The following is a 12,415-nucleotide window of genomic DNA, read 5'->3' as shown; positions in this document are numbered from 1 at the left end:
AAGATTTAAGGTAACATTTAAGCCGGCATCGATATCTTTAATACTAATAAATCTCTCATCGTTTTCTTAGTGCAGCTACACTTGTGAGTAGGTGCGAACGTCTCGTGATAATGAATGTATAAGTTTCTGATGCTATTACTCACATTGCTGCCAATTTCATGGACAGTGATTGCTGATAATCAGAGCTATAAATGGGCCACCGATCAAAGAGTGTTTGTCGTTGGTGATATTCATGGTGACCTTGAAGAATTAGTAACATTGTTGAGAGCCGCGGGTATCATCGATGAAAACAACGATTGGCAAGCACAACAATCACATTTTGTCAGCGTAGGTGACCTACTGGATCGCGGTCCACAATCTCGTGATGTCATGGACTTCTTCATGCGGCTTGAAACGCAAGCTGATCTGCGTGGAGGAGCTGTTCATATTGTATTGGGTAATCACGAGCAAATGAATCTCATTCGTGACCTCAGATATGTCAGCGACAAGGATTATTTGGACTATCTGTCGGATGAATCAGAAGCGTTACGCATGCTCTATTGGCAACACTTCGAATTAACAGCACATGATAAGGGGGAAAGCGGCGAACAGAGGAACCTTAGGGATGCATTCAATGAGCGATACCCACTGGGATATTTCGGGCATATGCAAGCATTCTCAAGTGAAGGAAAATATGGGGCATGGTTATTGTCCAAGCCTAGCGTGTTGCAAATTAACGATGTTCTATATGTTCATGGTGGCATATCTGAAGAATTTCCTCTCACTGACTTGCAGACGATCAATCAACAATCTGCGCGTGTCATAAGAACCTATACAGAGCTATTTAACAGATTAAATTGGCTAAATGTTTTCGCTGAAGATGACCCGTATGAGTTGCGTCAAAAAAAGCTTCAGGAGGTAATAGAACTCGGTTCAATACATCCCGCATGGCAGGATGCACAAGACTTTATTGCAGTGGATAACGCATTTGACCTGAGCGAGAACAGTCCGTTTTGGTATCGGGGCTCGGCATTGTGTCATCCGCTTTTTGAAGAGCCAATCTTGCAAAGCGCTTTGCGCCATTACAATGCAGAGCGTTTGGTGATTGGCCATACACCTACCGTCAGCAGGACGATTGAGAGTCGATTGGGCGGTAGAGTAATAAATGTCGATACCGGATTACACCGAGCCTACTATGGTGGACAGCCAATGCTATTGTCCCTGCAAAAAAATCAGACACAGCAATTTGATGGTCAGCGTTGGTCTGTTTTAAAACCTGACCAGGACACTTATCGAGCACGCTATAAAGCGCACACTTTCGAGCAATGGGAAGAGATACTCAGGCATGCAGAAGTGTTATCCGTTGAAGCATTGGAGGTCAATAAAACACTCACAAGTAGGCTCTTTATGAAACATGACGGACAATCATTCAGCGCGATGTTTTATACCGCTGATGATGTTCCAAGAGGTGCCAAGAAGACACATTATTCCGACACATTAAGTTTCAAATATGAAGTTGCTGCCTACAGAGTAGCCAAAGCGCTAGGGATTTTTATGGTGCCACCGACGATAATAAAGACGATAGATGGCCAAACTGGGGCACTGCAATTATTGATTGATAGAAGCTTCGATGAAGAAAAACGCCTAGCTACGGGAGAATATCCGGCCGCATCCTGTCAGATGTCTTATCAGGTAAATTTGATGAATGTTTTTGATGCACTTATCTACAACACGGGTAGAAACATAAACAGTGTAAGTTATAACGGTGACTGGGATATGTGGTTAGACAGCCATATGAGTACCTTTAGAAGCTATTCTTATGCTCCGTCCCATTTGAAAACATTATCGATCGCTCAGTCACCGTCACTAAAGCAATCCATTCAGCGATTAGAGATGACTTTCTTGACAAAAATGCTGGGAGAGTTTCTTGATAAGAGGCAGATAAGAGCACTTGTTAAGCGTCGCGATTGGTTGTTAACGCGATTTCCTTGACCACACTAGTGTGCTCAGACAGCCGTTGTTTATGCTGATTAGCTAACCTGATAGCGCAAGCAACCCAAATTATTGAAATGAAAAAATTTATAGCCGCAAATGATTGATAGTCTAGGTTAAAAAGCTGAAAACCGATGAATACAATACCAACATGAACGAGGTCGCCTATTCGCCAGCAAAGTGCATCAATCACGGTTTTCCCTTCATAGATTTGCTGCTGACTTAGCGGTAGAAATAGCGCGTGCCTCGCGGTATTTTGCAAAGAGTAGTCAATACTATTTTCGGCAATCTTTATCACTTGGAAGAGCGTAAAAATAGGAATGAACGTGGCCATGCCGTAACCGATGAGCGCGACAAAAGGCAATACGATAAGCGCGCCATGAACATGAAACAGACGAAAAATACGTGATACAAAAAACAATTGAATCAGCATGCTGCATAAGTTCACCCAAGTATAAAAATTACTGTAAAACTCACCGACAAAAACTTTTATATCAGGTGCTTGTTGGGCATAGGTTTGTACCCATTTCGCAAGGATATATTCGCCTGTAGTATTCACGCAGTTGAGTAAAATCACAAATACCGCTATCGCTATTAAGTAGCGACTATGAATAATGGTATCAAACCCTGCTTTAGCGGACCTTGCGTCGTGTAGCACTTGCTGCTGCTTCTTTGATTGCATCCCCAATATGCGAGGTAACCACATGGACGCCAGCAGCATAACAGCGACGATTAGCATCAAGCCTTCAGCACCTAGTAGTCCAAATAGACGCCCACTTATTTGGGCACCAATCAGAGAGCCAATGGATGCGCCAGCAGCAATAAAGGCAAACAAACGTTTACCTTCGTCGGGGTTGTGAATATCTGCCGCATATGCCCAGAATTGCGCGATTAACAGGACGTTTATTACCCCTAACCAAACGTAGAAAGGAATTGATATCGGTAAACCGAATACATATAGCACCCAAAATACAAACAAACTGGCACTTACCAGCAAAGTAACCTGAGGTAAAACTTGTTTTGCTCCACGACCCCTGATTAAGTTTGCATAGGCAGGAATAATAATTAGTAAAATTAAGGCCTGTATTGCTATCGTGTAACTGCGCATTTCGGCAGTGTGCTCAGCGAGAATAAGTGCCTCTCTGATAGGCTTCAGGACGTAATACAACAATAATAATAAGCAGGCATAGCAGGCCAATATTAGGGTAGGTTTTCCCTCTCCAGGCTCAACGAAAGCGAAAATCCGTATGAAACGCTCTAGATAGCTGTAATTTTTTGTGGCGCGACCTCTCATTGAGGGTAAACCTTGTTGAAGAGACTACTGTAAATAAGCATAGAGACACTACTTGCCGTGTCTATCCCTAATTAAATCCCAGCTTGAGATAGGTCAATTTCAGGTCAAAACATAACTTTACTGACAGGCGCATTTAGTAAACTCGATGCCATATTCCTGAGCTGTAAAACTCTTTTTCTGAGAGACCGCTTTCTCTTTGCGTATCGATAAAATGCTGCTGCACTTTGCGGAATCTAAGTTCAATGCTTGCTGGTCTTATACTTTCTATTTGTTCTGCAGAAAGTCCACCCTGGAGCAGTAAATATTCCACTTTTTCAATGTCCCATAGCTTCATGCTTTGTGCGAATTGCAAGCTTATTGCGCCTTTCTTAAGTTTACTGAGTCTGCAGTATTCAAATGATCTGATTTGCCCGCGGTAAAATGCTCTGGAGTGATCGATCGCCCATATTTTGCCCAAATAAGGAGCTGATTTCGTCATACTGTCCGTTGCTTCAAAGCGTGGATTACCATCAACAAGCAAATTCCCTGCATGACGGTCGACATTGCCAATAATGCAATCAAAAACCTTGATTTCCTTAATTTGACTGTTCTTGTGGTCAACATTACCGGGATAAACCAAGTCTGTGTCCATGTGATCAAATAGGACGGTCGAGTTTTCTACCCAAAATTGTAATGTGCCTTGCCGCAGGTCCTTGCTGTAATTCAGGCCAGATGACGAGATTCGAATTTCTCTCATTACAGTAGGTGGAATAATGTTTAAGCCTAAGTAGTCAGAAATAATATACGCCGCTAACTCGTGGTAATAATTGTCACTAAAGGTGATATCGACCTCTTTTATTCTCCTTATTGCCTTATCTCTGAATGCGGCGCGGATTTGATATTGCTCGTTGCGCAACCCTATTCTGCGTATCTGAGTAATGCTTTGGTCTTGTCCAAAGGCTTTAGCAACGTCCGGAGAGAGAACAATTTCTCCATGATGTAAAAGTTCGAATATGATCTTTTCATCTCTCATTAAAGGTTGGGCCGCCGCGCTCAACGCGGGGATACTGGAATATATTGCGATAAGTGCGGACAGTAAAGTGAAGCATCCTTCCCTGTTCATGGCCTCATCACGTAGGAAATTAGACAAGAGTAGAGTATGTCTAAATCATGCCATCTATGTTTTGATCGACATCATGTTATTTGTTGAGCTAAGCAAATACGCATGATGTGCGTAGTCTTGAATTGTTATATAGAAACCAAAGCCGCTGATAAGGTGGTTATCCTGCAATACTCAACTCAGCGACGGTGACGGGAATAGTCAAAAGTTGTTCACCTCGGCTCACTTCAAGCTGTAACACTGTACCCGGCTCGGTTTCAGCTACAAGGTCGAGGGTCTTGGCGGCATTTTCTACCTGTGCGCCGTTAACGGAAATAAGGATATCATTAGGACGAATGCCGGCGCGTTCAGCCGGACCATTGCTGGCCACATCAGTGATTAAAATGCCCGGGCCACCAATCAAGTCCCCACCTCGAAAACCAAGCTGTCCGCGGATCACTTTGCCGTTTACGATGATTTCGTCCATTACGCGTTTAGCCAGCTCATAGGGGACAGCGAAATTTACGCCATCAACGTCGCGCAGGCGCCGCCTTGCATCCAGCGTTTTAAAATTCGCATTGGTAATGCCAATTAAAAAGCCATTGCTGTCAACCAATGCCCCACCCGAGTTGCCCTGATGTAATACGGCGTCCATCTGAATAAAATCAACATAGTTTGCCAGTCCGTTACGTCCGGTGCGGCTGACTATCCCCTGAGTAATGGTCTGGCCCAAATTGAATGGGTTACCTATTGCCATCACCACATCGCCGACGCGGGTTTGGGTATCTTGTAACTGCGGTATCACGTGCAGGTTATCGGCATTCACTTTTAGCACGGCCAGATCGGTGAACGGATCAACGCCTACCATTTGAGCTTCCAGCATGCGGCTGTCCTGCAGGCCGACTAAAATGCTATCGGCATTCTGAATCACATGCAGACAGGTCAGGATATGCCCATTTTCAGTCATGATAACGCCAGATCCGAGGCTGGTGCGTTCTAGTGACTGTGAGCGAAACAGACCATTGCGATTTTCTGTACTGAGGCTGTAAATGTTGACTACCGCTGGCGCTGCCTGGCTGACGGCCTGGTAGTAACTGAGTTTGGCGGGCGTGGTGTCCTCGTCACTAAACCAGTTAAAGCCAATGCCACTGTCGTAACGCAGTCCTGGCACCAACGCCAGTATCATCAGTGCAATGATCAGCCCAAGCACTACTGAACGGATGATGAAGTTCATTACACCTCGAAAAAACAAAAAACGCCGCTAGGGCGCATAAGCATAGCATGAAACAGCGATGAGGACAGCGGCATGCGCCGCTGTCCAAGCACTATGGTCTATCTGATAACCAGATAAAGTGTCGCGTTGCCCCGTCTTACATTGAGGGCAATCACACCTGCGGCATCATCGATATTCGCTCTCAGGTCAGTGACGGTTTCGACCCGAGTGCGGTTAACACCCACGATAACGTCATTTTCCTGAAGACCAATACGCGCCGCTGGGCTGCGCTGCTCGATAGCGGTGACTTCTACACCCCGGTTACCCCGGTTGTCTTCACCATTAGACAGCTCTGCACCTTCAAGAGCAGGGTGAATTTCTTCAGCAGTCACCGTCATGTCAGTCGCATCACCCAAGGTTACGTCCAGTTCAAGACGCTCGCCCTGGCGTAATACCTCAACGGTGATTTCAGCACCTGCCCCCAGACTGGCGACTTTTGCACGTAGCTCCTGGAAGCCGCTGAGTTTATTCCCGTTGACTGCAGTAATGATGTCTCCGGCCTGCAATCCGGCTTTATCGGCCGCAGAATCAGGCGTGACTTCACTAACAAAGGCGCCAATATTGACTTCGGCGTTCATAGCCTCGGCCAGCCCTGCGTCAACGTCGCTGCCCAGGATGCCCAGCAGGCCACGACGTACCTCACCGAATTCGACGATCTGATCGACCAACGCCTTCATCATATTGCTGGGGATAGCAAAACCGATTCCTACATTGCCACCGTTTGGACCAAATATGGCTGTATTAATACCGACCAGTTCGCCACGTAAATTAACCAGCGCGCCACCGGAATTACCTCGGTTAATCGCCGCGTCAGTCTGGATGAAATCTTCGTAACCACCGATGTTCAGTCCAGAACGTCCCAGTGCACTGACGATGCCCGATGTAACGGTCTGGCTTAGCCCGAATGGATTACCAATAGCGACGACGAAGTCACCCACGCGCAATTCATCTGAATTAGCCAGTTTCACGGCGGTGAGATCATCAGGCTCGATACGCAGCAATGCGACATCACTTTGCTCATCTTCGCCAAGCTTCTTGGCGGACATTTCCCTGCCGTCGGTGAGAGTAACGGTAATCTCGTCAGCGTTTGCAACGACATGGCTATTGGTCACAACATACCCTTTCTCCGCATCAATAATGACACCGGAGCCTAATCCTCTGAACGGACGCTCTTGAAGCTGTTCGCTTGGACCACCAAAAAAGTAGCGGAACATATCGGGCACACGTTGACGAGCTACCTGCGTCCCCTCTACGGATATTGAAACGACCGCGGGGGTGGTCTCCTCAAGCATCGGGGCAAGTGATGGGATCTCGTCTTTATCTGAAGAAAAGAAGGGTAATGCGGCATGTGCAGACATGCCTGCTAAAAGGCTTGCACTGCTTAGTCCAACTATCACAATTGCTTGGCGTAACAATGTATTCATTAAGGCTAACACTCCTGAAGTACTTAACGACAACTCAAACTAATGTTTCCGATAATTAAGAAATACCGGTTTGAATTTGGTTCAACTTAAGGTTGTTTCGAATTGTTTCCGGGCTCTACGGCGGCAGATGAACGACCGTCAAACAGACCAGAGCCGGTATTAGCAAAGTCGCGCGGCTGTACATCGGTAGCTGACTTATTGCGCTTTGCTGTTGAATGTTTATTACGCAAGTAAGCTGATGCATGTTCACCGAAAAACGACAACGATGGCTGATCATCATCTGCGGTTTCTGTCTCCAAAAGCTGCTCGTAGGCGTTCATTTCCTGACGTAGCGCGTCACACTGTTGCTGTATCGCATCGAGTGAATAGCGAGACTGATGCAGGTGCTGAGCAGCTTGTTGTGCGAGTAATTCTTTTAACGCTCGCTCAGTTTGTTTACTGGAATTTTGCTGCTCGTTGCCCTGATAGACTTGTCTGGCGACAAAAAAACCAATGATGCCGCCGCTCAACAGCAGCGCGAGTCCAATTACCCAATCCATAAAAACTCCGTAGATAAGCCTGTCAGTTAACTATATCAACACAATGCTGGAATTGCTCAGTGTTAATAAATATCTGTTAGAATTGCTTGGATTTGTGGTCTGGCTCGTCGATTTTCAAGACTGATCGCATTGTAAAAATGACAGTACAAGATTTCTCTAATATTGATTAACCAGTGAGAGGGTAACGCGCTTCATGACGCCATGGGAAAAGTACCAGCAGGACTTGCAGCAACCTGATTTTCATTATGACCCGGCCCAGGAAAACGCGGTAAAAGAACTGCAACGTTTGTACGACGAGCTTACGCAACCCAAGAAGAAGCTCACCTGGCGCGTTAAACTTGCGGCTAAATTCGGCAAAGGTATGAAGCGTCCATCGATTCAGGGGCTGTACTTCTGGGGAGGCGTAGGTCGAGGCAAAACCTATCTTGTCGATACCTTCTATGAATGCCTGCCGTTTGATAAGAAAATGCGCATTCATTTTCATCGTTTTATGCATCGTGTGCATCAGGAAATGAAGTCATTGCAGAATCAGCAAGACCCTTTAAAGATTGTCGCGAAAAAACTCGCCAGTGAAACCCGAGTGATCTGCTTTGACGAGTTTTTTGTGTCTGATATCACCGACGCGATGATTCTCGGCACACTCATGGAAGAGCTGTTCGGGCATGGTATTGTGCTGGTTGCGACCTCAAACATTATTCCTGATGAACTGTATCGTAATGGCCTGCAGCGTGCGCGTTTTTTACCTGCCATCGAACTTATCAACCAGAATACCCGTGTCGTCAATGTTGATAGCGGCGTTGACTATCGTTTACGCACGCTGGAGCAGGCAGAGATTTTTCACTATCCGCTTGACGAGCAGGCCAATAAAAATTTGCAGACCTATTTTTATCAACTGGCGCCAGAGGTGGGCTCGACTGGGAAAAACATCGCAATTAATGGACGTAATATCCCAACCATGTGCAACGCCGATGGTGTTCTGATGATTGAGTTCAGAGCACTGTGTGATGGTCCACGCAGTCAGAATGATTACATGGAGCTGAGTCGACTTTACCATACGGTGCTGGTCGCAAATGTGGAACAGATGGACCAGACCGTGGACGATATCGCGCGTCGATTTATCGCCATGGTCGATGAATTTTATGAACGTAACGTGAAATTAATCATGTCTGCAGAGGTCGCGTTGGAGGAACTGTATACACAGGGGCAACTGACATTTGAATTTAAACGCTGTCTGTCGAGATTACGCGAGATGCAATCACACGACTATCTGGCTACCCAACACTTGCCGTAAAAGGATTGTCATCAGCGTATCCGGCTTGAGTTAAGGCCATTACCTTGAGTACAATTCAGCGCAAAATTACCACCCGTAACGAGAATATGCATGGGCAGAGCATTTGAAGTAAGAAAAAACGCCATGGCCAAGACGGCAGGCCAGAAAACCAAAGTGTACTCTAAATATGGCAAAGAGATTTATGTCTGCGCTAAAAATGGAGGCACCGATCCTGCTGCCAACCTGGCGCTCAAGCGTCTGATGGATAAAGCCAAAAAAGACCAGGTCCCTAGTCACGTCATCGATAAAGCGATTGACAAAGCGGCTGGCGGGGCAGGGGAAGACTTCTCACCTGCTCGTTATGAAGGGTTTGGACCAGGTAATTGCATGGTGATTGTTGATTGCCTGACAGACAACCCCAACCGCACTATTACGGATGTGCGCAACTGTTTTACCAAAACCAATTCTAAAATTGGTGCGCCCGGTGCTGTTGCTCATATGTTCGATCATTACGCAATTCTTGGTTTTAAAGGCAGCGATGAAGAAGCTGTGCTGGATGCGTTGATGGAAGCCGATGTCGACGTTGCCGATATCGAAAGCGAAGACGACACCATCACTGTGTTTGCACCTCACACTGAGTATTACAAGGCCAAAACAGCGCTCACAGAGCTATTAGGTGATGTTGAATTTGATGTTGACGAAATCACCTTTGTGCCGCAGACACACGTTGACGTGGCAGGCGACGATGATGTGGCCATGTTCGATAAATTCATGACCATGTTGGAAGATTGTGATGATGTACAAAACGTCTACCACAACGCGGTAGTGCAACGCTAAATAATGAACAAAATATGGCCTGAGTTCGTAAATAAACCCATTGCAGAGAGTCTACTACGATTTGCCAGTGAGCTAGGGCCATGTTGACCGATTTGACAATCTTGATGAGTAAACCTGACATCGATATGAATGTCAGGTTATCCAAGGCGTGTCGCATTGCCCTTGATATTATCGCTCAGGCAAACCGCATCAGTTTCTGGCGATTATCGGAAGAACAAGAAGCGATTGAATGCATTATTTGCTACGACAGCACTACCGGCCGATTCAGTTCCGGTCAGCGCCTGAACAAATCCGACTTTCCCGATTACTTCTCGGCAATCATGTCGAACAGCACAATCTGCGCCAACGATGCGCACTCACATCCTTCCACACAGTGTTTTAGTGACACCTACTTTGCTGAGCACGATATCCATTCTCTGCTTGACTATATTTTATTTGAAGACCTGACTCCGACCGGCGTTGTATGTTGTGAGTCTGTGGGCAGGCAGGTTGAATGGAGCGACGAAGACATTAGCAACATGCGCAAAATCGCAAATGTTGTGTCGATGTTTTTTCATTAGTCTGTTCACAATACACGTTGTGTGGTCTGACAATTTTGCATACACTGCGCGCCGCGGAGTTGGCCAGGCGATCGCTGCCTTACTATCTGTAAAGATTGTAGGGGGGAGGAAAGTCCGGGCTCCAAAGGGCAGGGTGCCAGATAACGTCTGGGCGGCGTGAGCCGACGACAAGTGCAGCAGAGAGTAGACCGCCTAAGCTCGCTTTTGCGAGCCGGTAAGGGTGAAAGGGTGCGGTAAGAGCGCACCGCGCGCCTGGCAACAGGTTGTGGCACGGTAAACTCCACCCGGAGCAAGACCAAATAGGGTTCCTTATGGTGTGGTCCCGCATCGGAACCGGGTAGGTTGCTTGAGCCAGTAAGCAATTGCTGGCCTAGAGGAATGATCGCTACGCGAAAGCGCACAGAACCCGGCTTATCGGCCAGCTCCGCACTAATCTGAAACAAGCACATCCCTACCGGCCCGCTTGGCCTTATAGAGCAGTTCGTCAGCAATCTTCAGGGTTTGTTGTGACGTCATGTCACCATTGTGTGCCAACAGCCCCACACTGATGGTGACGGATATCTGATACTTTTCATGCGCCACAACCGTTTGTTTCACTGCCTGTCTGACCCGCTGTATCAGCGCGCTGCCCTGTTTTTTGTCGGTATTGCTCATCAGAATGACAAATTCTTCGCCACCCATTCGGTAAATACTGTCGGTATTACGAATCTGTGATTTCATTGTGGCTACGATCGAGGTCAGCAAGTCATCGCCAACTAAATGACCGTAGGTGTCGTTGACCGCTTTAAAATAATCGATATCGATCGCCGCGAGAGTCATTGACTGTTTATTGCGCAGCGCGCGCTTGGCTTCCGTTTCATACTGCTCAAAGAAATAGCGCCGGTTGAAAGCGCCGGTAAGGGGATCTTCAATAGCCAGCCGCTTTAACTGGCGATTTGCTTCAAGCAGTTCTCTGGTGCGTTCTTCAACTATATCTTCCAGTGAACTGTTGAGACGCTGGAGTTCTTGTTTGATTTTGACTTCTTCGGTGACGTCGTGCTGAACACCCACGAAGCGGCTGATCCTTCCTTGTTCATACAACGGCGTAATAATGACCCGGTTCCAATATGTTGCTCCGGACTTGGTGTAATTCAGGATAATGGTGTCGACGTGTTGACCGGCATCGAGTTTTTCTCGTATCTGCAAAGTTGTCGCCAGGTCGGTATCTTCACCTTGCAGAAAACCTGAAAGGTTCTGACCTTTAACCTCTCGAAGTGAATACTCACTCATTTCTTCAAAGCCTTTATTGCACCATGTTACACGGCGTTTCTGGTCGGTCACCACTAAGCCGAGGTGGGTGGATTGAATGGCAGAGGTCAGCATCTCTTTTTCACTTGCCAACGAATGGAAGTCGGTGATGTCCTGACAAATACCAAATATCGATATCGGCTTGCCATGCTCATCATGATGTACGTGTCCGGCTGACATCAGTCTGCGTATTTCGCCCGAAGGACGAACGATTCGTAATGAAAAGTGCCACTCTTCGCCATGATGAATGGCTCTGTCTATGGTCTGTTTAATCGTGATGATGTCATCAGGATGATAAAAGGATAGGGCGCTTTGCAAGCTGGGTTTATAATGCGTCCTGTCGACGCCGTGCATGGCGTAAATTTCCTCGGACCATACCAGTTCGTCATTTAGCAGGTCGATATGCCAGTGTCCCAGTTTGATGAACTGGCCAGCGGAATCCATCATTTTGCTGAGTCTGGAATATTCCGTCTGAATTCGCTTTTCGTTAGAAATATCGTGGATGAGAAACGCGATATACGGTGATTCGCCTTCGACAAAACTGCCTTCAAACTGAAACCATCGTGAGCTGTCGTTAATGAGTTGAGCCTGCAGGGAGTAGGTATTTTGCCGGGCTAAAAACGCTGATGAAATACATTGACGAAAGGAGCTGCCCTCATCGATAGCGAAAATATCGCCGAGGTTTACAGGCTTTTGAATTTGTTCTTCATCTAATACCAGCAATTTGGCCAGTGCTGGCGAAATAAAGGTAGCAAGCCCGTCCATATCAACATGGCAGGACAATATTGAAGGGTAATACCCAAGTGCCAGTGTAGTCGGGCTGTCCATGATGCACTAAACTTCGCGATAACCTTGATAAAGTGTAGTTCACACATGCTGAAA

The 12,415-nt window shown here is 46.7% G+C and carries 10 protein-coding genes and 1 other RNA gene; 5 read left to right on the top strand and 6 right to left on the bottom strand.

Translation table 11 applies throughout. The features are described from left to right. Positions 1–114 precede the first annotated feature (114 nt). Positions 115–1,971 (top strand): metallophosphoesterase, encoded by a 1,857-nt coding sequence (locus tag G441_RS0108040; RefSeq protein WP_026375869.1) that lies wholly within the window; start codon positions 115–117, stop codon positions 1,969–1,971. Here G441_RS0108040 and G441_RS0108035 read toward each other — a convergent pair. The 5 genes from G441_RS0108035 to G441_RS0108015 all read right to left on the bottom strand — a co-directional run bounded on the left by G441_RS0108035 (position 1,934) and on the right by G441_RS0108015 (position 7,579). Further along, a complete protein-coding gene (locus G441_RS0108035; protein ID WP_169726064.1) occupies positions 1,934–3,079 on the bottom strand; it encodes an NTP/NDP exchange transporter in 1,146 nt (381 codons plus the stop codon). The genes G441_RS0108040 and G441_RS0108035 overlap by 38 nt on opposite strands. Before the next feature lie 319 nt (positions 3,080–3,398). After that, positions 3,399–4,367: a protein kinase family protein gene (locus G441_RS0108030; RefSeq protein WP_026375867.1), complete on the bottom strand. Its 969-nt coding sequence runs from the start codon at positions 4,365–4,367 to the stop codon at positions 3,399–3,401. A 157-nt stretch (positions 4,368–4,524) separates the two neighbouring features. Next, positions 4,525–5,577 (bottom strand): trypsin-like peptidase domain-containing protein, encoded by a 1,053-nt coding sequence (locus G441_RS0108025; RefSeq protein ID WP_034474711.1) that lies wholly within the window; start codon positions 5,575–5,577, stop codon positions 4,525–4,527. Between the two features lie 98 nt (positions 5,578–5,675). After that, complete coding sequence (locus G441_RS0108020) at positions 5,676–7,040, bottom strand: DegQ family serine endoprotease (protein ID WP_026375865.1); 1,365 nt, start codon at positions 7,038–7,040, stop codon at positions 5,676–5,678. Between the two features lie 86 nt (positions 7,041–7,126). Further along, complete coding sequence (locus G441_RS0108015; RefSeq protein ID WP_026375864.1) at positions 7,127–7,579, bottom strand: ZapG family protein; 453 nt, start codon at positions 7,577–7,579, stop codon at positions 7,127–7,129. A 193-nt stretch (positions 7,580–7,772) separates the two neighbouring features. Between G441_RS0108015 and zapE the strand changes: the two genes are divergently transcribed. The 4 genes from zapE to rnpB all read left to right on the top strand — a co-directional run bounded on the left by zapE (position 7,773) and on the right by rnpB (position 10,676). Continuing rightward, complete coding sequence (zapE, locus tag G441_RS0108005; protein WP_026375863.1) at positions 7,773–8,870, top strand: cell division protein ZapE; 1,098 nt, start codon at positions 7,773–7,775, stop codon at positions 8,868–8,870. A 90-nt stretch (positions 8,871–8,960) separates the two neighbouring features. Then, positions 8,961–9,686, top strand: coding sequence for a YebC/PmpR family DNA-binding transcriptional regulator (locus G441_RS0108000; protein WP_026375862.1), 726 nt, complete (start codon positions 8,961–8,963; stop codon positions 9,684–9,686). A gap of 104 nt (positions 9,687–9,790) precedes the next feature. Then, positions 9,791–10,246 (top strand): GAF domain-containing protein, encoded by a 456-nt coding sequence (locus tag G441_RS0107995; protein ID WP_156896315.1) that lies wholly within the window; start codon positions 9,791–9,793, stop codon positions 10,244–10,246. A gap of 55 nt (positions 10,247–10,301) precedes the next feature. Continuing rightward, positions 10,302–10,676, top strand: an RNA gene (gene rnpB, locus G441_RS19280) — RNase P RNA component class A. Here the strand turns inward: rnpB and G441_RS0107990 are convergent. Then, positions 10,676–12,361 (bottom strand): GGDEF domain-containing protein, encoded by a 1,686-nt coding sequence (locus tag G441_RS0107990; RefSeq protein WP_084407313.1) that lies wholly within the window; start codon positions 12,359–12,361, stop codon positions 10,676–10,678. The two genes, rnpB and G441_RS0107990, sit on opposite strands and share 1 nt — an antisense overlap. Positions 12,362–12,415: the final 54 nt, after the last annotated feature.

It is taken from the genome of Aestuariibacter salexigens DSM 15300, assembly GCF_000429145.1.
GTDB lineage: Bacteria > Pseudomonadota > Gammaproteobacteria > Enterobacterales > Alteromonadaceae > Aestuariibacter > Aestuariibacter salexigens.
This window is presented reverse-complemented; position numbering and strand designations above follow the sequence as displayed.

What these genes read in the sequence shown, in the direction of transcription:
- G441_RS0108000 (WP_026375862.1), top strand. Translation starts at nt 8,961, where the DNA reads ATGGGCAGAGCATTTGAAGTAAGAAAAAACGCCATGGCCAAGACGGCA.
- G441_RS0108015 (WP_026375864.1), bottom strand. Translation starts at nt 7,579, where the DNA reads ATGGATTGGGTAATTGGACTCGCGCTGCTGTTGAGCGGCGGCATCATT.
- G441_RS0108040 (WP_026375869.1), top strand. Translation starts at nt 115, where the DNA reads ATGTATAAGTTTCTGATGCTATTACTCACATTGCTGCCAATTTCATGG.
- G441_RS0107990 (WP_084407313.1), bottom strand. Translation starts at nt 12,361, where the DNA reads ATGGACAGCCCGACTACACTGGCACTTGGGTATTACCCTTCAATATTG.
- G441_RS0108025 (WP_034474711.1), bottom strand. Translation starts at nt 5,577, where the DNA reads ATGAACTTCATCATCCGTTCAGTAGTGCTTGGGCTGATCATTGCACTG.
- G441_RS0108030 (WP_026375867.1), bottom strand. Translation starts at nt 4,367, where the DNA reads ATGAACAGGGAAGGATGCTTCACTTTACTGTCCGCACTTATCGCAATA.
- zapE (WP_026375863.1), top strand. Translation starts at nt 7,773, where the DNA reads ATGACGCCATGGGAAAAGTACCAGCAGGACTTGCAGCAACCTGATTTT.
- G441_RS0108020 (WP_026375865.1), bottom strand. Translation starts at nt 7,040, where the DNA reads ATGAATACATTGTTACGCCAAGCAATTGTGATAGTTGGACTAAGCAGT.
- G441_RS0108035 (WP_169726064.1), bottom strand. Translation starts at nt 3,079, where the DNA reads ATGCGCAGTTACACGATAGCAATACAGGCCTTAATTTTACTAATTATT.
- G441_RS0107995 (WP_156896315.1), top strand. Translation starts at nt 9,791, where the DNA reads ATGAGTAAACCTGACATCGATATGAATGTCAGGTTATCCAAGGCGTGT.